The following is a 21,335-nucleotide window of genomic DNA, read 5'->3' as shown; positions in this document are numbered from 1 at the left end:
CATCGCTCATTTCGCGTCGAGGGTGACGGCGATCGCGGGGTGGTCGGAGTAGCGGGCGTCCTCGCTGACCGCGTCGCGTCCGGTGAGGCCGGAGGTGACCAGGACGTGGTCGATCGGCTTCGACCCGGTCACCGGCGTCGCGAACGGGCGGGACGCGGCGAGCGCGTCGGTCAGCCCCGCGTCCGTCAGCGTCCGCCAGGGCGGGCTGCCCGGCTCCAGGTTGAGGTCGCCGGCGACGACGACCTGGCGGCCGTCCCGCGCGGCGCCCGCGGCCAGCGCGGCGAGCTGCTCGGCCTGGCCGAGGCCGGACCAGCCGGCGGGCGGCTGCGTGTGCGTGGCGATCACCGTGATGTCGCGGCCCTTCCAGCGCAGCCCGACCATGAGCGCCTGCGCGCCGGTCGGCCCGCCCTTCACCAGCGGCTCGTTCCGGACGGACGTGACCGGCAGGTCGGTGAGCAGCGCGTCGCCCCAGACCTCGTCGGCGGCCGGCGCCCAGACCGCCCGCATCCCGAGCCGCTCGGCGTACAGCCGGAGCGAGTCGCGGGCGCCGTTCAGCAGCCACGCCCGGTCCACCTCGCCGAGGACGACGACGTGCGGGCGCATGGCGCGCAGGACGCCGGCCTGCCGGGTGACGGTCATCGTCCCGTCCAGGCCGTAGCCCATGCGCACGTTGTAGGCGGCGATGCGGAGACCGCCGTCGTCGACCGGCCGGGGGCGCGGGCCGGTGTCCCGCCACAGCGGCACCGCGGCCACCGCGAGGACGGCGACGGCGGCCGCGCCCGCCGCCCAGACCTCCAGGCCGTGCTCGCGCCGCGGCTCCGGCGCGCGGACGGTCAGGGCGGCGACCCCGAGCGCCGTCACGACCGGCACCCAGCGGTTGGGCGTCCCGAGGTCGTAGGCGGAGTAGTAGGCGAACATCAGCACGACGAACAGCAGCCAGCCGCCCGCCATCGCCGTCCCGCGCCGGCCGGGCCGGTCGGGGCCGGCGGCGGACGCGGCCGCCCAGCCGAGGCAGCCCGCCAGCGCGAACTGCCCGAGCACCTGCGCGGCGACCGTCCAGGACGGGGAGACGCCGTGGACGCCGTCCACGGTGGCCCGTCCGGCGGCGAACCCGGCCGCCGACAGGACGAGCCCGGCCGCCGGCGCGAGCGGGTGCCGCGTCCAGAACCGGGGTCGGGCCGCCACCGCCACCGACAGGGCGGCCGACGCCGCCACGACCGCGGCCGCGACGCCCCCGGACCATCCCGCGCTGGCCTGTGCGTGCGCCGCGTTCCCCGTCCAGACGCCCCACAGGAGGAACGCCGGCCCGGCGGCCAGCCAGATCCGCGGCCGGCCGGGCGCGTCCGGCTCGGCATCAGGCCGTCTCGCCGACGTGAACGCGAACAGCGCCAGGTAGACGGCCAACGGCAGCCACGGGACGAGGCCCGGCCGCCACACCAGGTCGATGCCTTCGAGCGCCGCGTGCAGCGCCGTCGCCGCCGCGAGCCCGCCGGCGAACCCGGTCATGACCGGTGCGGCGTCCCGGACGGCCATCGCGGTCGCGGTCAGCCACACCAGCCCGCCGAGGAGGCCGATGCCGGCCGCGTAGAGCTGGGGGTCGCCGCCGTCCGAGAGCTGCAGGACGATCCGGGCGGTGACCAGCAGGCCCGCGCCGCAGACCGCGAGCCTGGGGGCCGGGACGAACCGGGCCAGGGGGACGGTCAGGAACGCCGCGGCGAACCACGACAGCGCGTACGCCCCCATGACCTCGGCGGGGGTCGACCCCGCGCTGCCGACGAGCGTGATCAGCGACGGCAGGAAGACGCGCAGCACGTCCGCCAGCACGACGACGCCCAGCAGGACGTCCCACCGGATTCGCGACACCGAGACCTCCCAGAATGCGAGAAAGTCTCACGTAAGGCGCCGGTGGGCGCAAGGGGCCGTCAGGCGTCGGCCGGCTGCGCCTCGGGCGCCGCCACCGCCTCCGGCACCTCCACCGCGGCGGCCGGCCTGCGGCGCCCCCACGCCAGCGCGGCGGCGAAGCACGCGAACGGCATGGCGGGCAGCATGTACCGGTAGTCGAAGTCGACCGTGACCGGCGGGATGGCCAGGAGGGCGACCGCGGGCGTCCAGAAGAGCGCGGTGCGGGCGCGCGCCCGCCGCCGCACGATCCCGGCCGCACCCGCCAGCAGCACGATCCCGAGCACCGTCCCGGGGACGCTCACGCGCTCCTGGTAGTCGCGCATGAACTCGGCGTACGGCTCCACGATGTGCGTCCGGCCGGTGCCGTGCGAGTACTCGTACACGACCGTGCGCCGGTCGCCGCCGCCCAGCACCGGCAGACCGGGCTTGCGCGCGGTCGGCTTCGTCGGGAAGTGGTACCTGGCCTCGGTGCCGACCGTCGGATACTGCGACCGGTGCCACGAGAACGTCCGGACGAAGAAGTCGTACGAGACGACCCGCAGGTAGTCGGCCGGCTGGTTCCGGATGGCCCAGAACGCGAACCGCTGCGCCCGCTCGTTCGTCTCCTGGCTGAACGCCCTCCCGTTGGACCAACCGGTCGGCGAGTTCTCCTCCCAGATCTGATGGGACGAGGCGGGCCGGTTCTCCTTCGCCCCGTACGGGCAGAGGCTCGCCAGGTCCGGCGGCGGCGCGTGCGCGTCGCAGTCGGCGAACGCGGCCGTCCGCCCCCAGAGGAAGACGCCGTCCACCCCGGTCATCTGGAACCGGCCGTGCTCCTGCTGGAACCACGTCGCGTAGGCGCCGACGGGCAGCACGAACGTCACCGCGAGCGCCGCGCACACGGGCCACCTCGTCCGCCGGACGACAAGGTAGAGCAGCACGATCACGAACAGCGGCAGCCCGACCGTGCGCGTGACCGACGCCATGCCGAGCAGCGCCCCCGCCGCGGCCGCCCGCCGCCACCCGGTCGCCCCCGGCCTGGCCAGCAGCAGCGTCGCGCCGAACACCAGCACGATGAACAAGGTGTCCGACAAGAGCAGGTGCTCGAGCTCGATCTGGTACGAGTCCAGCAGGATCGGCGTGACGGCCAGCGCCGCCCACGTCCGGCGGACCTCGAAGTCCCGGACGAGCATCCGGTACGCGGCCACCGCCAGCCCGGCGATCGCCGCATGCTGCAGCAGCGTCACCAGGGCCAGGCTGTGGAACGGCTTCAGCCCCCAGAGGAGGATCCCGTAACCCGACGGCCGCAGCGGATGCGGAAACGGGTCGTCCGCGATGCGCAGGAAGTCGTAGCTGTCGTTGAACCACAGCGCGCTCCGGAACCCCAGCATGGTGATCACCCGCAGGACGACGCCCGCGAGCAGCACCGCCGCGAACAGCCAGTTGCCCTTGACCGCGCCCATCGCGCTCTTCGAGCGACGCCTGGCCAGAGGGGAGAGCAGCACCGGGGAACCTAACTGTGGACGAGCGGGCGGACGGCATCCCGCGCCGATCGGACATCGGCCGTATCACGCCGGGGGCGGGCCTCCTGGCTGCGTCACCGCTTCCGCCCACGCATCGCCGGAGATCATACCAGCGCGCTCACCTGCGCCCCCGCCGTTCACCAGCCGGCCGCGGCCAGCGCGGCCGCCAGCTTCGGGGCGACCAGGGGCGCCTCCGCCAGCCCGGCGATGTGGTCCAGCCCCTCGAACTCGATGACCTCGAACCCGGCCCGGCGCAGGTCTCCGGCCGTCTCGCGGACACGGCGCGCGATGGCGCTCCCTCCCACGTAGTCGTACATGCGGCATTCGGGCTCGCCGTCGATCGAGCCGTACCAGACGATCTTCGGCCCCTTCAGCGCGGCCAGCACCTCGGCCTGGTCGCGCGTCGCCCACTCCCGGTACATCAAGATGCCCAGATGCTGCTCGTCCGCCTTCTCCTGGAGCCCCGCCTGCAGCAGGGCCGCGCGGGCGCCTTCGACGTACCCGAGCCAGTAGTCCGCGCCGGACAGCAGGGGGAACCCGCCGACCATGAGCCCGACCGCCCGTTCGGCGGCGCCCGCCAGGAACCCCGCCAGCGCCGCCATGCCCGAGTACCCGGCCAGCACGAAGTCGCCCGCGCCGGCCGCGTCCGCCACCGCGTGCAAGTCGGCGATCTCGACGTCCGCGGGGAAGCGGGTCCAGCCCGTCGGCTCCCAGGGGCCGCCCGCCTCGTCCTCGGGCTCCATCAGCCCGACGACCTGCCGCGGCTTGTAGCGCACCACCCGGTACCCGTGCTCGGCCAACGCGGCCGCGAGCGCGCCGTGCTCGGCGCGCATCCTCGACGGGAAGACGACGGCCGGACCGTCGCCCTTCACCTCGTACCACAACGTGTAGCCGTCGCCGGTGACCGTGGTCGCCATGATGCCTCCTCCGCTCTGCGCCGGCGTCAGCATCCCACCCGGGGAGCCGGCACGCGGATTACGGCACGAAGGAAAATGTGATGCGCGTTCGCGGCATGCCTGGTCAGACTCGCAGCCATGGCAGCCGAGATCATCCGCGTCAACCCGGAGTCGTTGCACGAGACGCCCGGTTACCACCACATCACCGTCGCGGAGGCCGGGCGGACGGCTCACCTGGCCGGACAATGCCCGCTCGACCGGAGCGGCTCCCTCGTCGGCCCGGACTCCATCGAGGCACAAGTCGATCAGGTCGTCGAGAACGCGCTCGCCGCCCTCGCCGCGGTGGAGGCCCGGCCGCAGGACGTCGTGCGCTCGGTGATCTACGTCCGGAGCGACGACAGAGAGGACCTGAGCACCGCCTGGAGCCGGCTCACCGCCTCCGGCCTCGGACCGGCCTTCACGTCCGCCAGCACACTCCTCGGCGTGGCCCAGCTGGGCTTCCCGGGCCAGCTGGTCGAGGTGGACCTCACCGCGGCGCTGCCCGGGTGATACCGGACACCGAATGCGTGCCTGGAAGGGCTGCCCGAATATAGGGTGATCCGTGCAGCATCGAGCGGTAGAGGAGACGTTCGTGGGATCGGATCGGCCGCAAGAATCGCCAAACCAGGACAAACTTGCCCGGTTCAATACAGACGTCCCGCACCCCGCCAGGGTCTATGACGCCTGGCTGGGCGGCAAGGACAACTTCGCCGCGGACCGAGCGGCCGCGGAGAGGGGCCTGCAGGCGTTCCCGTCCACGGTGAAATCCGTCCGGGCGAACCGCGCGTTCCTGGCGCGGACGGTGGAGTACCTGGTCTCGGAGGCCGGCATCCACCAGTTCCTGGACATCGGAACCGGGCTTCCGTCGGCCAACAACACGCACGAGGTCGCCCAGGCGATCGTGCCCGAGGCCCGGATCGCCTACGTCGACAACGACCCGATCGTGCTGGCCCATGCCGCGGCCCTGCTGAGGGGCACCGCCTCGGGCAAGACCGACTACATCGACGCGGACCTGCGCGAGCCCGACAAGATCCTCCAGGCGGCGTCCCACACGCTGGACTTCACGCAGCCGGTGGCGGTCATGCTCGTCGCCGTGCTCCACTTCATCCCCGACAGCGCGGACCCGTACCGGATCGTGGACACCCTCATGGCCGCCGTCCCGCCGGGCAGCCACCTGGTGCTGTCGCACACCGCGAAGGACATCTTCCCCGAGGAGATGGCCAGGTTCGCCCAGACCATGAACAAGGACTCGGCGGAAGCGGTCAACCTGCGCGACCGCGACCAGATCACCAGGTTCTTCCACAACCTGGAGCTCATCGAGCCGGGCGTCGTCGAGGTCGCGAAATGGCGCCCGCGCTCCGAGCTCGAAGCCTCCGCCCCCGCCGCCCTGTGGGGCGGCGTGGCCCGCAAACCGGCCTAGTCCGCCGAGCCGCCCGCCCGGCATGACCCTTTGAGTCCCGGTGGATCAGCTGTCCAGCACCTCGATCATCGGCAGCGTTCCCTCAACGAAGGCACCCGCCTCCGCCGGTGCGATCGGCTTGCCGTCACGGATGGTCTTCGTGACGCGCAGCGGGTTGATGGGGGAGACGAGGTAACGTCCCGGCCGCACCACCGTGCTTCCCGGGAGGGTCAAGGTGCGAGTCTCGGTCCATTCGGTCATGTAGGCGCATTCGGAACGGACATAGGCTTCGACGTTGTCGGTTTTCACCGGCGGTGCTCGGAGGAGGAGCGGGGACGTGAGCCCCGCGAGCTTCTCCCGTTCGGCCGGGGGACTCCGATACAAAGCCAGGTTCAGCCCGACCGTCTGCCATCCACTTCCAGGGCTCTCGTCGTGCTGCGGGGAGTCTCCCCCACCCACGGTCCAGTCGTATCCCTGGACGATGTCCTGGCGGTTCGCGTCTTTGCCGAAACATTGGCGTCGGCCACCGGGCAGGTACTTCCCGCCGTATGGCATGCGAGCGCGGACCTGCACGACCATACGGACGGTCGTTCCCGGCTTGACCCGGGCCGGAGCGATCGAGATCTTCGCGTCCAGGGTGGGGCCTTCCGAAGCGGGCATGTTGGGCTGGCTGGTGAGTGCTCCCGGTCGCGTTAACCCCGCGTGGAGCAATCCGTGGTCCTCTCCGCCGACACCGGGCTCGGAGGGCCGGAACAGCCATGCGGCGATCACGGCTCCCACACCGACGGTGCCGATGGCCGCGGCGCCCTTGGGGCCGCCGACCTTGCTCAGGAAGCCCTTGGAGGCGGACGTTCCGGTCTTGGCCATCACATCGACCGATGCGGCGCCTTGGGCGAGCCCGGTGGACGCGTGCCCTGCCGCCGTGCCTGCCGCCGTGCCGGCTGCCGTGCCGGCCGCGGATGCGCCGGGAGCCAGAAGGGCGCCGCCGAGCATCGCCAGCGGAACGGCGGTCACCACGGCCGCGGCGACCGCGCCGAGTGCGAGGAGGCCGCGCCGTTCCCAGTCGGGGCCGTAAGCCTGGACGGCGACTGATTCCAGCTCGCTCACGAACTCGTACGCGTCCCAGGCTCGATCGCTCGGGCTCTTCGCCAGGCCATGCCGGACGAGCGGGCGCACCGGCTCCGGCACGCGCTCGAATGAGGTGAAGCCTTCCGAGTGCGCGGCCTTCAATTCCGCGAGAGTCGTCCCCGCGAACGGCTTCTCGCCTGTGACGCATTCAACGAAGACGCCCGTGGCCGCGTAGAGGTCGGTCGCCGGGGTGGCGGGTCCGCCATCCCACTGCTCCGGCGCCATGTAGGCGGGCGTCCCGGCCTGGCCGCCCTGCCCGGTGAGAACCGCGACCCCGAAGTCGATGAGTTTGCTCTGCCCGTCGTCCTGGACGAGTACGTTTCCGGGCTTGTAGTCGCGGTGGACGACGCCGACCGCGTGTGCCGCCGCCAGCCCGAGCAGCGACCCTTTCAGTGTCGCCAAGGCCGCCTCGGGTGTCAGCGCGCCCTCGTGCTCGTCCAGCACCTTGCGGAGTGGACGGCCCGGTACGGCCTCCAGAATGATCGCGGCGCCCCAAGGTGATTCCAGGTAATCGAGTAATCGCGCCACATGCGGGTTGTCGACCCGCTTGAGCATCTGGGCCTCGTCGCGGAAGAGGCTCCGGGCGGCCGTGTCGCCGAGCAGGTCGGCGGCCAGGTACTTGATCGCCACCGGTGGGCCGCCGGACTCGTGCCGCGCGAGCACGACCTCGCCTTGGGCGCCCGTCCCCGGCTCCGCGAGTTCGACGAACCCGGGCAACCGATGTTCATGCAGCGTCATTGGCCCGTGTTGGTCTGGATCTCACCGACTACGAGAGGTGTGTCCGGCGATGACACGGGGTTCGGAGGGAGGACACCGCCGTCGGAGTCGCAGTCGTCGCCCTCACATGTCCACCGGACGTCCCAGTTGATGGTCGCCGTGATCGTGTACTTGCCGCCGGGTCTGGACGCGGAGGACTTCCGGTAGGTGTAGCTGCAGGTCTTGCCGTCCTTGGTGCCGGCGTCGGCGCATTGGAACGTCTTCTCGCCCATGTTCCAGGTCACGGACTTGGGCTCGGCGACCAACTGGATCGTCTGCGCGCCGACGGTGATCGGCGGCGTCTGCACGTCTTCGAAGCCGTCCACCCACAGGGCCGTCCGCAGCCTCACGAACGTCTTGCCTTCGGGTGCCGTGTGCACCGCGGGCGTGGGGAACTCGGCGGCGGCCTGCGCCATGGCGACCAGGTCGGCCGTGGCGGGCGGCGCGGGCGCAGGCGCGTTCCCGCCTGGGACCTCTACGACCCCCGGTGCCTCGTCAGGAGTCAACCCCTCTGGTGCGGGAGGCACCCAGGGGCCGGCGTCGCCGCCGCCTGTTCCCGTCCCGCCTCCTCCGGTCCCGGGTGTGTGCACGACCTTGTTGCAGTTCGCGTGCTTGTTCTTGGTGACCTTGCAGGGGGCGGCGTGGGCCGGGACGGCGACCAGCAGAGGCGCGGTCATGGCGGTCGCGACGACTACGGCGGCCGCCCGGCGTCTGGTGGGGGTGTGGGCAGACATCGAGTGTCCTTCCCTGCGGACCGTCAGCATTGCCGGTCCCGGACATTGGCGGCGACCTTCCAGGTGCCGGAGTCGTACGCGACGGTGGCTCGGTATACGAAGGATCCGCCGGGGAGCTGCTCGATCCGCTTGCCGGTCTTCGCGGAGTAGCGGTAGGCGGCGAGCGTGCTGACGCAGTCGATGACGTAGACCTTCGTGCTGTCCTTGGAGCGGGCGTAGACGCGGGGGTTGAACGTGTTCGTGAAGCGCCAGACCACGCCCTTGGCCTTGGTCGCCTCCACGTCCTCGGTGACCTCGGTGAGGAGGGGGTCCATGGCGACGGCGGCGAGGCCGGACGGGTCGTTGGTGTCGTACGCCTTCTTGTAGGCGTCCTGGTAGGCGCGGTAGCGCTTGAGGACGGTCTTGTAAAGCTCCGCCGTGGGGATGGCCGAGGGGGCGTCTGCGGCGGGGGAAGGGGCGGCGGCGCCGTTGTCGAGGGAGCCGTTCGGGGCGAGTTTCCCGTTGGTGGACGACCCGGACGAACCGCAGCCCGCGGCCGTGCACAGGGCCAGCACGGCGGCCGCGGCGGCGGCGCGGCTTGCCCCGAGTGGGGAGAAACGTACCAACCGGGCGCGCATCGTCTTCCTTGAGCGGCAGCCGACAACGGGGGCGGAACTCGCCCGAAAGCTTACAGAGGCGCGTGTGGCCAGAAAAGAGATTCGTTGCGAACGGGTTGACCTCGACTTTGCTTGAGGTTGCACGCTGGTCCCGCTACCGCTGATGGGAGGGGTTCGGATGCGTGCGGTGCGTTTGACGCGGTTCGGCGGGCCGGAGGTGCTCGTCCCGGGGGAGGCGCCAGATCCGGTGCCGGGCGAGGGGCAGGCGCTGGTTCAGGTCGAGTTCGTCAACATCACGTTCGTCGAGACGCAGATGCGGTCGGGCGACGGGCCGGCGCCGGTGAGGCTGGAGCCGCCCGTCATCCCCGGCAACGGTGTCGGCGGCGTGGTGACCGAGGTCGGCGCGGGGGTGGGCGACGACCTTGTCGGGCGGCGGGTCGTCAGCAGCACCGGGGGCACCGGCGCCTACGCGGAAAAGGCGGTCGTCGACGCGGCGGGGCTCTTCCAGGTGCCGGACGGTCTGGCGCTCGACGACGCGGTGGCGCTCCTCGCCGACGGGCGGACGGCCGCGATGATGCTGAGCGCGGCGGATCCGCGTCCGGGCGAGCGGGTGCTCGTGGAGGCCGCCGCCGGCGGGGTCGGGACGCTCCTGGTGCAGCTGGCGAAGGCCAGGGACGCGACGGTCGTCGCGGCGGTGGGGGGTGCGCGCAAGGCGGAGATCCCGCTGCGGCTCGGCGCGGACGAGGCGGTCGACTACCGCGAGCCCGGCTGGGCCGGGAAGGCCGGGAGCGTGGACGTCGTGTTCGACGGGGTCGGCGGCGACGTGGCGCGCGAGGCGTTCACGCTGCTCCGCGGCGGCGGGCGCATGGTCAGTTTCGGGCTCGCGTCCGGGGAGTGGGCGAGCATCCCGGACGACGAGGCGGCCGCGCGCGGTGTGACGCTGGTCCGGCCGGCGGCGACGCCGGAGCAGCTCCGGGCGTTCACCGAGAGCGCGCTGAGGGAGGCCGCCGAGGGACGGCTGCGGCCGGTGATCGGGCAGCGCTTCCCCTTGGAGGGAGCCGCGGACGCGCACCGGGCGATCGAGTCGCGCTCCACCGTCGGCAAGACCCTGCTGGAGGTCTAGCTCACCCTCTTCAAGAACGATTCCAGATTGCGTTCGTAGGCGGCGGGGTCGACGTTCCACGATTCGGTGTGGTCGCCCGGTGTGGAGATGTGCGTGACCATGCCCGCCGGGGCCTTCCTGGCGAACGTGTAGGCGGGGCCGTTGTCGACGGTGGCGTCATCCTGTGTCGTGAAGAGGAGGACGGGCGTGCGCAGCCGGGACGCGTACCGGCGCTGGTCGTAGTCGGTCAGGTCGATGCCGATGCGCCATTCCAGGACCTGCTTCGCCACGTCCGTCATGAAGCCGGGCAGGTTGCGGGCGTCGCCCTGCTTGTCCAGGGTGGCGCTCCAGTCCAGGACGGGCGAGTCGAGGACGATGCCCCGGACGAACGACGGGTCCTTCCGCAAGGCGGTCATGACCATCGCCCCGCCCATCGACCACCCGTACAGGACGACTCCGGTCGCGCCGTGTGCGCGCGCGTAGCCCATCGCGGAGATGACGTCGTGCCATTCGGTGTCGCCGAGGTGGTTCTTGCGGTCGTCGGACGAAGGCGCGCCCACGTCGTTCCGGTACGCGATGGCCATCATCGGCAGGCCCAACTCGTGCACGGCGCGCATGACGCGGAACGTCTCCGCCTTGTCCGCGTTCCGGCCGTGGACGGCGATGACCCATGTCCTGGACGACCCCGGGACCACCCACGCCGGCATCGGCCCCACCTTCGACGGATACGTCACGTCCTCGAAGGGCAGCCCCAAGGCGGTCTTGGGGTCGCCGTCGTACATCCAGTGGTCGATGGCCGCGGGCGCGCCCTTCTCCAGGGAACCCGAGACGACCTTCGACACCTTCCGCACGACGTTGCGGGTGTCGCCCCCGACGACGGGGCCGAGCAGAGCCCGGCCGTCCTTCCATACCAAGGCCCACGTTCCGGGGCGTTCCGTCACCGGCTCGCGGGGCAGCGTGACGGTGCCGTCCGCCGCGTCGACGATCGTCAGCGGGTACTCGGCCGTGTGGTCGACCTCGATCGCGACCCCCGCGAAGTACCAGCCGACGCCGCCGACGGCCGCGAACAGCAGCACGGCCAGGGCGACGAACGTCGCCATCAGTGCGCGGGCGCGGCGGCGCCGCGGTCGGACCGGCGGCTCGGGCGCCGCGGGTGCCGGTGATTCTGGGGCTTCGGTCGACACGACATACGAAGTTAGCTTCTCTCGGGGACCGCGAAAGCCCGGGTCACCCCGCGGTGCGGTTAATCTGCCGCACAGGTGCCATCGAGGCAGCCATCGGGACGCACGGAGGGCGCGGGTGACGGGTCGGAGCGGCCGCAGCGCGGAAGTCGAGGGCCGGGTGGTCGATCTCGTCCGGCGCGCGGCGCCGCCCGGGTGGCGGCGGATCGACCTGCGCTGCGCGGCGACCGTCGCGGTGACCGACGCGGCGCTGACCGCCCTGACCGGGGACGGCGCGATCAAGCCCGTGGCCGTCCCGGACGAGCTGACCGGCCTGCTGGTGGATCTGCGCCGCGCGCACTACCTGTCGGAGCAGGGCACCTGGTTCTCGATGGCGGCCATCGTCGAGCCCGGCGCCGCGTGCGCCCTCTACAACTACGACTTCGACCCGATGTGGGATCCGCCGCTCCCCGCGGACCACTGGCGGCGCGACCAGATCGTGCTGCCGCGCGACGGCGCCAACGTGCCCGGCTGGCTGCGCGACCGGCTGGACGGCCGCGACCCGTCCGAGCCCCCCGGGCCGGCGGGCCCGATGAACCCGGTCGAGCAGATGGAGCTGCTGAACGACCGGTTCGCGCCGCTGATCGCCGATCAGGCGCCGCCGCTCTGGCGGACGGTCACCGGGTCCTACGACGCGGCCGCCGGAACGTTCCCGGCGATGACGTGCCTCCGCGCCGACGGGGCCGGCATGTCATGGACGCCCCCTGACGCCGCCGCCGCGCTCCTGGAGCGGCTCCGCGCCGGCACGCACGCCTTCCAGGGCTCGACCTGGTCCAGGATCGACGTCGAGGTCGCCTACGAGGACGGCGCGGTGCGCTGCCGGGCGGACTTCACCTACGACGACGAGCCGCCCGCCCAGCCGCCGCCTCCGGCGCCCGGCGGCCTCCGCAGAGCCCGCATCCTCGATCACGCGAGGACCGGCGACGGCCGCCCCGCCGTGTCCCGCCCGCCCGTCCGGCCGGACGAGAAGGACCGCGTCGCCGCCTACCTCCGGCGCGCCCCGGTCGTCACGGCGGCCCGCTCGAACGCCCCCGACCGCCTCGACCCGTCGCGCGGGGAGGTCGTGCCGCTGGCCTTCCACACCGACGGCGCGTGGGTCTGGTCGGGTGCGGTGGCCTACTACCTGGACGAGCACGGGGTGCCGCCCGAGTCCGACCTGGTCGCGCATATCAGGGCGAACGGGTACGAGGTCCCTCCCGTGGACGACGACACCATGGACGCCGCGAACGCCGCCGTCACCGGCCGCGCCGTCCCCGAAAACGTCCGGACGGAATCCGCCCCGGACTGGGAGGCCAGGCTCCAGCACCGCCTGGACCAGCTCCGCGTCGACCGTGCCGCCTACCGCATCAGGGACACCGCGGAGGGCGCCTGGTGCCTCATGCCGCAAGGGGCCGGCTGGACGGTCTTCCTGATGCGGGACGGCGAGCGCCGCAATGAGGCGGCGTTCGGCGACACGGAGCAAGCCTCCGCGCAACTTCTCGGGCAGCTCCTGCTGGACCCGCGCCACACCGTCCAGGACGGGCCGTTCGAGCCGCTCAAGGGAGAGCCCCCGCTCTCCCTTCTGCGCGACCGCCGCATCACGGAGCTGGCACCGGGTACAGAGGTCGACCGCTACGGCGGCTCGGACGGCAACGTCGCCTACGCGGCGCGCACCCCTTACCCGCACAGGTCCCTCCCGCCCGACTGGCGGGACCGCCCGTACCACGTCTACCGGCTGCAACGGCCGGTGGAGGCGCTGACGGGGACGGCCGTGCCGTGGTTCGGGCAGCCCGGCGGCGGGACGGCGCACGTGTTCCGCCGCCCGTTCGCCGACCTGCTCGCCGACGGCACGGTGGTCGAGGTCTGATCAGGCGCTCCCGATCGCCGACACCAGCCCGAGCGCGAGCAGCATGTCGAGGTGGATGAACGTCTCCAGTTTCGCGCCCGGCGGCACGTCCGGGTCGCCGGCGAGCCGGTCCAGGACGGCGAGCGCGCCCGCGCAGTCCAGGTCGTCCGCGAGCGCCGCCTCCGCCCGGGTCGCGTAGTCCTTGCTCATCGGATGCCCCGGGGACGTCGCCCACTCGGCGACCTTGCCGCGCCACGCGTCCAGCCGCCCGCCCGCCGCCGACAGCCGCGCGTCCGTCAGCTCCACGGGCTCGCGGTACGGGGTTTCGAGCATCACCAGCCGCGCGGCCAGCGGGTCCGCCGGCTTCACCCCGGTCTCCTGCGGCACCGCCAGGCACAGCGCGTCCACGTCGGCCTGCCCGGCGGAGACGCACACGTCGGCCTCCGCGAGCGGTTCGCCGAGCACCTCGAACGGCGCGACGTTGTAGTCGGCCCAGCCCTCCACGGCGACCGGGACGCTCGCGAAGCGGACCCGGCGCCCGGCCCGCCCGGCGATCCGGCGGAGCAGGTCGGCGACCACGAGCGTGCGGTGACCGGTGCCGTCCAGGATCTGCAGGCGCAGGCCGGGCCCGGGCGGCAGGGGTTCGGCGCGTCCCACCCGATGGTCGTACAACCGCAGCATGCCTCCCACCCTAGGCGGCGGGGCGCGGGGCGATCAGAGCGGGCGATCGGAGGCCAGCGGGCCGAACGGCGTCGGTGCGGCGCCGTCCGAGCGGCGGACGGCGGCGAACCGCAGCCGCACGTAGTCGGCCACCCACCCGGACTCGCGGCGCAGCGCGGGGGCGGCCAGGTCGTTCACCCGGTCGAGCAGCGGGTCGACCAGCTCCGGCGGGACGTCCGCCAGCGCGCTCGCCGCGTACGCGCGGACCCAGTCGGCGGCGCCGTTCGGGCCCTCGGTCATCCGGGTCGGGCGGTCGGCGTGCTCCAGCAGCCGCAGCGTGAACCCGGCGTCCTCCAGCTTCGTCGCGTACTCGGCCGGCGACGGGAAGTACCAGGGCAGCTCGGGCTCGCCGAGGCCGAACACGCGCCACGCCGTCTGCATCGCGACGATCAGCTCGGCGCAGTTCCCGGCGCCGCCCAGCTCGCCGACGAACCGGCCGCCGGGGCGCAGCGCCGCGTGCACCCGGCCGATGACGGCGTCGGGGTCGCGGGTCATCCAGTGCAGGGCCGCGTTGGAGGCGACCGCGTCGAAGGACTCGCCGACGGTGAAGTCGTGGGCGTCGCCGACGATGAAGGACAGGCCGGGGTGCGTCGCGGTCGCCTGCGCGACCATGTCGGGGTTGCCGTCGATTCCCAGCACCTCGGCGCCCCGCTCGGCGATCTCCGCGCTGAACGACCCGGTGCCGCACCCGAGGTCGATGATCCGTTCGCCCGGCTGCGGATCGAGCAGGTCGACCAGGGGGGCACCGTGCGCGGACACATACCCGAAGGCGGAGTCGTACGTCGTCACGGCCCAGTTCACTGTCATAATTTATCGGAGAAAGTCCAGCAGGGAGGCGGCGTTGGGAATGGCGGACGTCACGTCCGAGGTCCGGATCGTCGGTGCCGGGGGCCCGGACGGCCTGATCCTGCGCACCATCGGCCTCGCCGCGCGCGACCTGCCCGAACTCCGCGCCGAGGGGCTGCCGCCGTATCTGGGGGACGGCTGGGCGCGCGTCCTCGGCGCCGTGGCGCGGCGCCTCGCCGCCACCGGCGAGCCGCCCGCCGAGCTCGCCTCCGGCGTCGAGATCGGCTACGCCGCCGCGGCGGACGGCGCGCTCGTCCCCGTGCCGCCGCCGGGCCGCGACCTCGCCGAGTGGCGCCGGGACGTCGTGCTCCGCCTCTTCCCCGAGGCCCGCGTCTGACTCCGCGAGGCCGCACCTGAAGGTCCGTTCTAGAATCGGGCTCTATCGAGCGTGAGAGGGGCCCGCGGGTGACGTACCAGGAGATCGAGTACGAGGTTCGCGACGGGATCGCCACCGTCACGCTGAACCGGCCGCACAAGATGAACGCCTACACGTTCACCATGCGCAACGAGATGCTCGACGCCTTCGACCGGATCGACGCCGACGACGACGTGCGCGCGGTCGTGGTGACCGGCGCGGGCCGGGCGTTCTGCGCGGGCGCCGACCTCAGCCGCGGCGGCGACACCTTCGACAAGGAGAAGTCGAAGGACATGTACGCCGGCGAGGACGACGTCCTGGAGGACGGCACCCCGCGCGACGGCGGCGGCACGGTCGCGCTGCGCATCGCCCGCTGCCTCAAGCCCGTCATCGGCGCGTTCAACGGCGCCGCGGTCGGCGTCGGCGTCACCATGACCCTCCCGATGGACGTCCGGCTCGCCAGCGAGAAGGCCCGGTTCGGGTTCGTGTTCGCGCGCCGCGGCATCGTCACCGAGGCCGCGTCCAGCTGGTTCCTGCCGCGCCTCGTCGGAATCGCGCAGGCCATGGAGTGGGCGGCGACCGGGCGCGTGTTCGACGCGCAGGAGGCCCTCGCGGGCCGCCTCGTCTCCCGCGTCTACGCGCCGGACGAGCTGCTGCCCGCCGCCTACGCCCTCGCCCGCGAGATCGCCGGCGGCACCTCCGCGGTGTCGGTCGCCGCGATCCGCCGCCTCATGTGGTCGGGCCTGTCCGCCCCGTCCCCCTGGGACGCGCACATCGCCGACTCCCGTCTGATGGCGGCGCTCGGCGGCGCCGCCGACGCGATCGAGGGCGTGTCGTCCTTCCTGGAGAAGCGCGACGCCGCGTTCCCGATGCGCGTCAGCAAGGACCTCCCGCCCGAGGTGCCGGACTGGCCCGTCCGCTGACCGCTGTTCCCGCATCATCGCGCTGTGTGTCGCATCCGTGACGGAGGGTATGAGCGGCCCCGAAGCGACACGTTCGGGGGTGCGTGGTGCGGATCAGGAAAATCGCCATCATCGGGGCCGGGCTCCTGCTCGCCGCGGGATGCAGCCACTCGGGCAAGCGGCAGGCGCGGACGGCGGGGGAGCAGGCCGCCCTCGGGCGCGGGGCGCAGGCGAGCGAATCGCCGGCGCCGCCACCGCCGCGGAAGATCGACTGCGACCGGGTGAAGTGCGTCGCGCTGACGTTCGACGACGGCCCCGGCCCCTACACCGCGGGCCTGCTGGACACGCTGAAGAGGCGCGGCGTGCGCGCGACGTTCTTCATGCTCGGCGAGAACGTCGGCGCGCATCGCGACGTGGTGCGGCGGATGGCGCTGGAGGGTCATGAACTGGCGAATCACAGCTGGTCGCACCCCAGCCTGACCGGGCTGCCGTCCGCCGAGGTGCGGTCGCAGATCGAGCGGACGCAGAAGGCCGTCATGGAGGCGTCCGGCGGCGTGGAGCCGGTGCTGATGCGCCCGCCCTACGGGGCGACGAACAAGCGCGTCGGGCGCGTCATCGGGATGCCGCTGATCCTGTGGAGCGTCGACACGCTCGACTGGCGGTACCGCGACGTGGCCCGCGACGTCAGGGTCGGCATCAAGGAGGCGAAGAGCGGCGGCATCATCCTGTTCCACGACATCCACAAGGCGAGCGTCGAGTCCATCCCGAAGGTGGTGGACGGCCTGAAGAAGCGCGGTTTCACGCTCGTCACCGTGTCGGAGCTGTTCCAGGGGCGCGAGCTCGAGCCGGGCGTGACCTACAGCGAGCGGACCGTGGAGGTGACGGCCGCTCCGCCGCCGTACGGGTCGCCCGCGGGCCCGGGAGCCCCGAGCGCGCCGGACGGCCCGCCGCCCGCGACGTCGCCGAGCCCGGCGCCGCCGAGTCCCGCCTCGCCGAGCCCCGCCCCGTCCGGCCCGGCCCCGTCCAGCGCCGCTCCCACCGGCCCCGCTGCCACCGGCCCCGAGCCGGCGGGCACGGGCTGAACCGGACGCCCGCGTCAGCCGCCCTCCGGCTCCTCTCGGCGGGGACGGCGGCGCGGCGGCGGCTGCGGCGGGACGACCTTCGCCGCGACCATGGTCTCCTCGGGCACTTCGACCAGCTCACCGGTGCGGCGGCGCACCGCGAGCGTTCCGCCGGACCACGATTCGAGCACGCCGACGACGTCGCTGTACTCTCCCGTTGGCAGACGGCGGCGCAGTGAGATCCGCTGACCCACGTCCGCGCCACTGATGGACACCACCAGCCGCGCGGCGAAGCGAGCGGACATTTGAGGACCCCCATGTCGAACCGACCGAGCCGTCGTGGCCATACTATTCACAGCGAGCTTGCGGCGACCCGTGACGTGCGGCGGGGCCGGATATCCGAGAGGAGTCACTGACGTGACCTACGTCATTGCGCAGCCCTGCGTGGACCTGCTCGACAAGGCATGCATCGAGGAGTGCCCGGTCGACTGCATCTACGAGGGCAAGCGCATGCTGTACATCCACCCGGACGAGTGCGTGGACTGCGGTGCGTGCGAGCCGGTGTGCCCTGTCGAGGCGATCTACTACGAGGACGACACGCCCGAGCAGTGGAAGGACTTCTACAAGGTCAACGTGGAGTTCTTCGACGACCTCGGCTCGCCGGGCGGCGCGTCCAAGGTCGGGAAGATCGACAAGGACCACCCGATCGTCGCCGCGCTGCCCCCGCAGAGCCACGACGACTGATCAGGGACGACGCACTCCGGGCCGCGGTCTCCCGAGTTCGGGACGGCCGCGGCCCGCGATTTCTCCAGAGTGAGGAGCAGGGCACGTGTTCACGCTGCCGGACTTTCCGTGGGATCGCCTCGCGCCCTACAAGGAGCGGGCGCTGGCGCACGCGGACGGCATCGTCGACCTGTCCGTCGGGACGCCCGTCGACCCGACGCCCGAGCCGGTCCGGGAGGCCCTCGCCGCCGCCGCCGACGCGCCCGGCTACCCGCAGACCTACGGGACGCCCGAACTGCGCGAGTCCGTCGCGGGCTGGCTGCGCCGCCGCGCCGGCGTGTCCGGCGCCGACCCGGACGCGGTGCTCCCCGTCATCGGCACCAAGGAGCTGGTCGCCTGGCTGCCGACGCTGCTCGGCGCCGGCCCCGGCGACAAGGTCGTCTTCCCCGAGCTGGCCTACCCGACCTACGACGTGGGCACCCGGCTGGCCGGCGCCTCGCCCGTCGCGACCGACGGGCTGCTGCGCCTCGGCCCGGTGAACCCCAAGATCGTGTGGGTGAACTCGCCGTCCAACCCGACCGGCAAGGTGCTGCCCGCCGAGCACCTGCGCAAGGTCGTCGCGTGGGCGCGCGGCCGCGGCGCGATCGTCGTGAGCGACGAGTGCTACCTGGAGTTCGGCTGGGACGAGGAGAACCCGCCGATCTCGATCCTGCACCCGGACGTGTGCGACGGCTCCCACGAGGGCCTCCTCGCGGTCAACTCCCTGTCCAAGCGCTCCAACATGGCCGGCTACCGCGCAGGGTTCGTCACCGGCGACCCCGCGCTCGTGCGGCGGCTGCTGGAGGTCCGCAAGCACGCCGGCATGATCGTCCCGGCGCCGGTGCAGGCCGCGATGACGGCGGCGTTCGCCGACGACGCGCACGTGGACGAGCAGCGCGCCCGGTACGCGCGCCGCCGCGCCGCGCTGCGGGCGGCGTTCGAGGGCCACGGCTTCCGCATCGACCACTCCGAGGCGTCCCTGTACCTGTGGGCCACACGGGACGAGCCGTGCTGGGACACCGTCGCCCACCTGGCGTCCCTCGGCATCCTCGTCGGCCCCGGCGAGTTCTACGGCCCGGCCGGCGCCCGGCACGTCAGGATCGCCTTCACCGCGACCGACGACCGCGTCGCCGCCGCCGTCGACCGCCTCTGACCCCCGCCTCTGACCCCCGCCTCCGACCCCCGCCTCCGACCCCCGCCTCTGCCCCCCGACCTCGACCCCCACTCGCCCCCGCCGCTGCTCCCGCACCTCGATCCCGCGCCCCGATCCCGCGAGCGTCGGGCCAGGTACCGGGCTTGCATCGGATCTCGGTTTTCCATATGAAACCTGCGGATCATTTGATACGTCTCATCGCGGTATGGGCCTGAGACGCCACAGTCGGTAGGATCCGCTGGTCTGTGCCCGGAGTTTTGACGAAAAGATGGAGGTGCCCGTGGGCGGAGCGGCGATTGTGTTCCTTCTCGCGCTGATCCTGGTCGCATTGGTCGTGCTCATCATCGTCCTGCTGCGACGCCGTTCGAGCGCCCCGGCGCCCGCCCCCGCGGTCCCGCACGACCCGTTCGCCCCCGGGGACTCGGTGGCCGGCGACCCGCGGACGCTGAAGGCGGGCGACATGGTCGAGTACCTCGGCACCCGCTACTTCGTGCGGGGCTCGCTGCGCCTCAGGGAGGGCGGCTTCACCTGGAGCGAGCACCTCCTCGACGCCGACACCATCGAGGGCCAGAAGGTGTGGATCTCCGTCGAGGAGGACCCCGACCTGGAGGTCGTCTGGTGGACCGAGCACGACATCGGCGACCTCACCCCCGGTGAGAAGACGATCGTCGTGGACGGCGTCGAGTACCGCCGCGACGAGCACGGCACCGCCGACTACACCAGCGAGGGCACGACCGGCGTCGGCGTGCAGGGCCGGGTCGAGTACGTCGACTACGAGGGCCCGCGCGGCAGGTACCTGTCGTTCGAGCAGTACGGCGGCGGCCAGTGGGAGGCGGGCCTCGGCGAGCGCGTCCCCGCCGGATCGATGACGATCTACCCGGGTGGCGGTAGCTGAGTTGCGCGCCACGCTCGACACCCCCTACGCGGACGCGCGCGCGGACGGGCTCTCCTTCGCGCTCGGGCTGCCGCCGCTGGAGGCGCTCGCCGTCCTGCCGGTGGAACGCGCGGGCCTGACCGTGGAGATGCGCCTGCTCGGCGCGTCCCACCAGGTCATCGCGGGGCCGCTGAGCGAGACGGTGGCGTGCCTGCCGGACCGCGCCGAGCCGCTGCCCGGCCGCGCCGCGACCAGCGTGCCCGGCTGGGCGTACGAGTTCGCCGCGACGACCGCCGCGCACAGCGACGGGACGGCGTTCGCCCGCGCCGTCGAGGCCGTGTGCGCGCGGCTCGCGGACCGCGGTGACGCGCTGACCGGGGCGTTCCCCGGATCGCCGCACGCCGTCACCGCCCTGGCCCTGGAAGAGACGCAGGAACCCGGGTTCGGCTGGCGGACCTGGCACGCCTACCCCCAGACCCGAGAGATCGTGATGACGCGGAGCCGGTTGGTGAGACCCTCATGAACAGCAGAAAGCGGGTGGCGGGCGCGGTGGCCGCCGCCGCCCTGACCACCGTGGCGCTCGGCGGCTGCGGGCAGTCGCCGTCGTCGTGGATCGGCGACAAGTACACCAGGGCGGGCGCGGACACCTACCGGTCCTCGAAGGCCCCGACGACCGTCGCCTCGGAGATCAGCCGCAAGTTCCGGCCGATCGACCGGGTGGACGACATGGCGACCAAGGGCGCCGCGGGCGGCATCTTCCTGCGCTACCCGAAGCTCGTCGTCGGCGTCCTGCCGGACGGCGCGGGCAGCCGGATCACCGTCGACAAGCCCCGCCGCGGCTACAACCGCTACTACTCCCACGTCGGCGGGCGCTGGGCCAGCCCCGGCAGCAATGGATGGACGAGCAGCGGCGCCGCGTCATTCCGGGGCGGCGGCCCAGGGTCGGGCAAATGAGGAGCGATAGATGAACGACATCCTTAACGAGGTCGGCGCGACGTTCGCCTACGGCGCGGTCGGCATCGCGCTGATGGCACTCGGATACCTGGTGGTGGAGGTGACGACGCCCGGCCGGCTCGGCAAGCAGATCTGGACCGAGGGCAACCGCGGCGCCGCGCTGCTGCTCGCGGCCAAGCTGTTCGGCATCGGCGGCATCGTCTTCACGGCGATCGTCACCAGCGACAACGACCTCAGCGACGGGCTGATCGACACCGCGGTGTTCGGCGGGTGCGGCATCGTGCTGATGATCATCGCGTTCCTGCTGCTGGACGTGGTCACGCCGGGCAAGCTCGGCGCGACGCTCGTCGACGCGGACGGCGGCGGCAAGGCCATCCACCCCGCCGGCTGGGTCGTCGCCGCGGCCGACCTCGGCGTCGCCGCGATCGTGGCCGGGGCGGTCTCCTGACGTCCCGCGACCTGGACCGGGCCGTCGACCACGACGTCGACCAAGGCGTCGACCGGACCGTCGACCGGGCCGGCCGCCCGCCCTCCCCGGAGCCGTCCGAGCGGACGGACGGTCCGGGGAGGCCGCGCGTCCCCGCCCGCCTCGCCCGCACGCTCATCCTC

Annotated in this window: 23 protein-coding genes; 13 read left to right on the top strand and 10 right to left on the bottom strand. The window is 72.8% G+C overall.

Annotation, left to right across the window (positions count from 1 at the left end; all coding sequences use genetic code 11):
• Window positions 1-6: 6 nt before the first annotated feature.
• The 3 genes from ABTW95_RS05575 to ABTW95_RS05565 form a co-directional block, all read right to left on the bottom strand.
• Window positions 7-1,863, bottom strand: a complete 1,857-nt coding sequence (locus ABTW95_RS05575; protein WP_500224894.1) for an endonuclease/exonuclease/phosphatase family protein — start codon at window positions 1,861-1,863, stop codon at window positions 7-9.
• Between the two features lie 59 nt (window positions 1,864-1,922).
• On the bottom strand, window positions 1,923-3,386 hold the full coding sequence (locus ABTW95_RS05570) for a hypothetical protein (RefSeq protein WP_500224892.1): 1,464 nt from the start codon (window positions 3,384-3,386) through the stop codon (window positions 1,923-1,925).
• 155 nt (window positions 3,387-3,541) lie between these two features.
• Window positions 3,542-4,321, bottom strand: coding sequence for a hypothetical protein (locus ABTW95_RS05565; RefSeq protein ID WP_500224890.1), 780 nt, complete (start codon window positions 4,319-4,321; stop codon window positions 3,542-3,544).
• 117 nt (window positions 4,322-4,438) lie between these two features.
• Here ABTW95_RS05565 and ABTW95_RS05560 point away from each other — a divergent pair, with 117 nt between their 5' ends.
• Together ABTW95_RS05560 and ABTW95_RS05555 are read left to right on the top strand one after the other, a co-directional pair.
• The gene (locus ABTW95_RS05560; RefSeq protein ID WP_500224886.1) at window positions 4,439-4,849 is read left to right on the top strand and encodes a RidA family protein; all 411 of its coding nucleotides are present in this window, start codon (window positions 4,439-4,441) and stop codon (window positions 4,847-4,849) included.
• Window positions 4,850-4,931: 82 nt separating this feature from the next.
• On the top strand, window positions 4,932-5,759 hold the full coding sequence (locus ABTW95_RS05555) for an SAM-dependent methyltransferase (RefSeq protein WP_396454177.1): 828 nt from the start codon (window positions 4,932-4,934) through the stop codon (window positions 5,757-5,759).
• 45 nt (window positions 5,760-5,804) lie between these two features.
• Here ABTW95_RS05555 and ABTW95_RS05550 read toward each other — a convergent pair whose 3' ends face one another.
• From ABTW95_RS05550 to ABTW95_RS05540, 3 genes are read right to left on the bottom strand one after another with little or no spacing between them, the layout of a single operon-like run.
• Window positions 5,805-7,604 carry a serine/threonine-protein kinase gene (locus ABTW95_RS05550; protein WP_500224883.1) on the bottom strand — a complete coding sequence of 600 codons (1,800 nt, stop codon included), beginning with the start codon at window positions 7,602-7,604 and terminating at the stop codon, window positions 5,805-5,807.
• Window positions 7,601-8,356, bottom strand: coding sequence for a hypothetical protein (locus ABTW95_RS05545; protein WP_500224880.1), 756 nt, complete (start codon window positions 8,354-8,356; stop codon window positions 7,601-7,603). The genes ABTW95_RS05550 and ABTW95_RS05545 overlap by 4 nt, the downstream gene beginning before the upstream one ends.
• Window positions 8,357-8,379: 23 nt before the next feature.
• The gene (locus ABTW95_RS05540) at window positions 8,380-8,973 is read right to left on the bottom strand and encodes a hypothetical protein (protein ID WP_500224878.1); all 594 of its coding nucleotides are present in this window, start codon (window positions 8,971-8,973) and stop codon (window positions 8,380-8,382) included.
• A gap of 157 nt (window positions 8,974-9,130) precedes the next feature.
• Between ABTW95_RS05540 and ABTW95_RS05535 the strand changes: the two genes are divergently transcribed.
• Entirely contained in the window at window positions 9,131-10,075 is a 945-nt protein-coding gene (locus ABTW95_RS05535; RefSeq protein ID WP_500224874.1) for a zinc-binding dehydrogenase, read from the top strand.
• On the opposite strand, the gene ABTW95_RS05530 is transcribed toward ABTW95_RS05535, so the two are convergent.
• Complete coding sequence (locus ABTW95_RS05530; RefSeq protein WP_500224871.1) at window positions 10,072-11,154, bottom strand: alpha/beta hydrolase family protein; 1,083 nt, start codon at window positions 11,152-11,154, stop codon at window positions 10,072-10,074. The genes ABTW95_RS05535 and ABTW95_RS05530 overlap by 4 nt on opposite strands.
• Before the next feature lie 199 nt (window positions 11,155-11,353).
• On the opposite strand from ABTW95_RS05530, the gene ABTW95_RS05525 reads away from it, so the two are divergent.
• Complete coding sequence (locus ABTW95_RS05525; protein ID WP_500224868.1) at window positions 11,354-13,120, top strand: TNT domain-containing protein; 1,767 nt, start codon at window positions 11,354-11,356, stop codon at window positions 13,118-13,120.
• Here ABTW95_RS05525 and ABTW95_RS05520 read toward each other — a convergent pair whose 3' ends face one another.
• Both ABTW95_RS05520 and ABTW95_RS05515 read right to left on the bottom strand, forming a co-directional pair.
• Window positions 13,121-13,780 (bottom strand): hypothetical protein, encoded by a 660-nt coding sequence (locus ABTW95_RS05520; RefSeq protein WP_500224865.1) that lies wholly within the window; start codon window positions 13,778-13,780, stop codon window positions 13,121-13,123.
• A gap of 33 nt (window positions 13,781-13,813) precedes the next feature.
• The gene (locus ABTW95_RS05515; RefSeq protein ID WP_396454173.1) at window positions 13,814-14,626 is read right to left on the bottom strand and encodes a class I SAM-dependent methyltransferase; all 813 of its coding nucleotides are present in this window, start codon (window positions 14,624-14,626) and stop codon (window positions 13,814-13,816) included.
• Window positions 14,627-14,666: 40 nt separating this feature from the next.
• On the opposite strand from ABTW95_RS05515, the gene ABTW95_RS05510 reads away from it, so the two are divergent.
• From ABTW95_RS05510 to ABTW95_RS05500, 3 genes are all read left to right on the top strand, one after another.
• Window positions 14,667-15,002: a hypothetical protein gene (locus ABTW95_RS05510; protein WP_500224861.1), complete on the top strand. Its 336-nt coding sequence runs from the start codon at window positions 14,667-14,669 to the stop codon at window positions 15,000-15,002.
• A gap of 68 nt (window positions 15,003-15,070) precedes the next feature.
• Complete coding sequence (locus ABTW95_RS05505; protein WP_500224859.1) at window positions 15,071-15,943, top strand: crotonase/enoyl-CoA hydratase family protein; 873 nt, start codon at window positions 15,071-15,073, stop codon at window positions 15,941-15,943.
• An 86-nt stretch (window positions 15,944-16,029) separates the two neighbouring features.
• Window positions 16,030-17,004, top strand: a complete 975-nt coding sequence (locus tag ABTW95_RS05500) for a polysaccharide deacetylase family protein (protein ID WP_500224857.1) — start codon at window positions 16,030-16,032, stop codon at window positions 17,002-17,004.
• A gap of 14 nt (window positions 17,005-17,018) precedes the next feature.
• On the opposite strand, the gene ABTW95_RS05495 is transcribed toward ABTW95_RS05500, so the two are convergent.
• Complete coding sequence (locus ABTW95_RS05495) at window positions 17,019-17,288, bottom strand: putative acetyltransferase (protein ID WP_500224854.1); 270 nt, start codon at window positions 17,286-17,288, stop codon at window positions 17,019-17,021.
• A gap of 112 nt (window positions 17,289-17,400) precedes the next feature.
• On the opposite strand from ABTW95_RS05495, the gene fdxA reads away from it, so the two are divergent.
• The 6 genes from fdxA to ABTW95_RS05465 all read left to right on the top strand — a co-directional run bounded on the left by fdxA (window position 17,401) and on the right by ABTW95_RS05465 (window position 21,174).
• A complete protein-coding gene (fdxA, locus tag ABTW95_RS05490) occupies window positions 17,401-17,727 on the top strand; it encodes a ferredoxin (protein ID WP_396447475.1) in 327 nt (108 codons plus the stop codon).
• Between the two features lie 85 nt (window positions 17,728-17,812).
• Complete coding sequence (gene dapC / locus ABTW95_RS05485; protein WP_396447476.1) at window positions 17,813-18,898, top strand: succinyldiaminopimelate transaminase; 1,086 nt, start codon at window positions 17,813-17,815, stop codon at window positions 18,896-18,898.
• Between the two features lie 280 nt (window positions 18,899-19,178).
• Window positions 19,179-19,793: a DUF4178 domain-containing protein gene (locus tag ABTW95_RS05480; protein ID WP_500224851.1), complete on the top strand. Its 615-nt coding sequence runs from the start codon at window positions 19,179-19,181 to the stop codon at window positions 19,791-19,793.
• Entirely contained in the window at window positions 19,780-20,295 is a 516-nt protein-coding gene (locus ABTW95_RS05475; protein WP_500224850.1) for a DUF2617 family protein, read from the top strand. Before ABTW95_RS05480 ends, ABTW95_RS05475 begins: the two co-directional genes overlap by 14 nt.
• Window positions 20,292-20,726 (top strand): DUF4247 domain-containing protein, encoded by a 435-nt coding sequence (locus ABTW95_RS05470; RefSeq protein ID WP_396447479.1) that lies wholly within the window; start codon window positions 20,292-20,294, stop codon window positions 20,724-20,726. The genes ABTW95_RS05475 and ABTW95_RS05470 overlap by 4 nt, the downstream gene beginning before the upstream one ends.
• Window positions 20,727-20,736: 10 nt before the next feature.
• Complete coding sequence (locus tag ABTW95_RS05465) at window positions 20,737-21,174, top strand: DUF350 domain-containing protein (RefSeq protein WP_396447480.1); 438 nt, start codon at window positions 20,737-20,739, stop codon at window positions 21,172-21,174.
• Window positions 21,175-21,335: the final 161 nt, after the last annotated feature.

This window comes from Spirillospora sp. NPDC127506, from assembly GCF_040302145.1.
Classification (GTDB): domain Bacteria; phylum Actinomycetota; class Actinomycetes; order Streptosporangiales; family Streptosporangiaceae; genus Spirillospora.
Note: the sequence above shows the minus strand (reverse complement) of the source record. Positions and strands in the feature narration are given on the sequence as shown.

What these genes read in the sequence shown, in the direction of transcription:
- ABTW95_RS05565 (WP_500224890.1), bottom strand. Translation starts at nt 4,321, where the DNA reads ATGGCGACCACGGTCACCGGCGACGGCTACACGTTGTGGTACGAGGTG.
- ABTW95_RS05560 (WP_500224886.1), top strand. Translation starts at nt 4,439, where the DNA reads ATGGCAGCCGAGATCATCCGCGTCAACCCGGAGTCGTTGCACGAGACG.
- ABTW95_RS05550 (WP_500224883.1), bottom strand. Translation starts at nt 7,604, where the DNA reads ATGACGCTGCATGAACATCGGTTGCCCGGGTTCGTCGAACTCGCGGAG.
- ABTW95_RS05545 (WP_500224880.1), bottom strand. Translation starts at nt 8,356, where the DNA reads ATGTCTGCCCACACCCCCACCAGACGCCGGGCGGCCGCCGTAGTCGTC.
- ABTW95_RS05540 (WP_500224878.1), bottom strand. Translation starts at nt 8,973, where the DNA reads ATGCGCGCCCGGTTGGTACGTTTCTCCCCACTCGGGGCAAGCCGCGCC.
- ABTW95_RS05535 (WP_500224874.1), top strand. Translation starts at nt 9,131, where the DNA reads ATGCGTGCGGTGCGTTTGACGCGGTTCGGCGGGCCGGAGGTGCTCGTC.
- ABTW95_RS05530 (WP_500224871.1), bottom strand. Translation starts at nt 11,154, where the DNA reads ATGGCGACGTTCGTCGCCCTGGCCGTGCTGCTGTTCGCGGCCGTCGGC.
- ABTW95_RS05520 (WP_500224865.1), bottom strand. Translation starts at nt 13,780, where the DNA reads ATGCTGCGGTTGTACGACCATCGGGTGGGACGCGCCGAACCCCTGCCG.
- ABTW95_RS05515 (WP_396454173.1), bottom strand. Translation starts at nt 14,626, where the DNA reads ATGACAGTGAACTGGGCCGTGACGACGTACGACTCCGCCTTCGGGTAT.
- ABTW95_RS05510 (WP_500224861.1), top strand. Translation starts at nt 14,667, where the DNA reads ATGGCGGACGTCACGTCCGAGGTCCGGATCGTCGGTGCCGGGGGCCCG.
- ABTW95_RS05495 (WP_500224854.1), bottom strand. Translation starts at nt 17,288, where the DNA reads ATGTCCGCTCGCTTCGCCGCGCGGCTGGTGGTGTCCATCAGTGGCGCG.
- ABTW95_RS05470 (WP_396447479.1), top strand. Translation starts at nt 20,292, where the DNA reads ATGAACAGCAGAAAGCGGGTGGCGGGCGCGGTGGCCGCCGCCGCCCTG.
- ABTW95_RS05465 (WP_396447480.1), top strand. Translation starts at nt 20,737, where the DNA reads ATGAACGACATCCTTAACGAGGTCGGCGCGACGTTCGCCTACGGCGCG.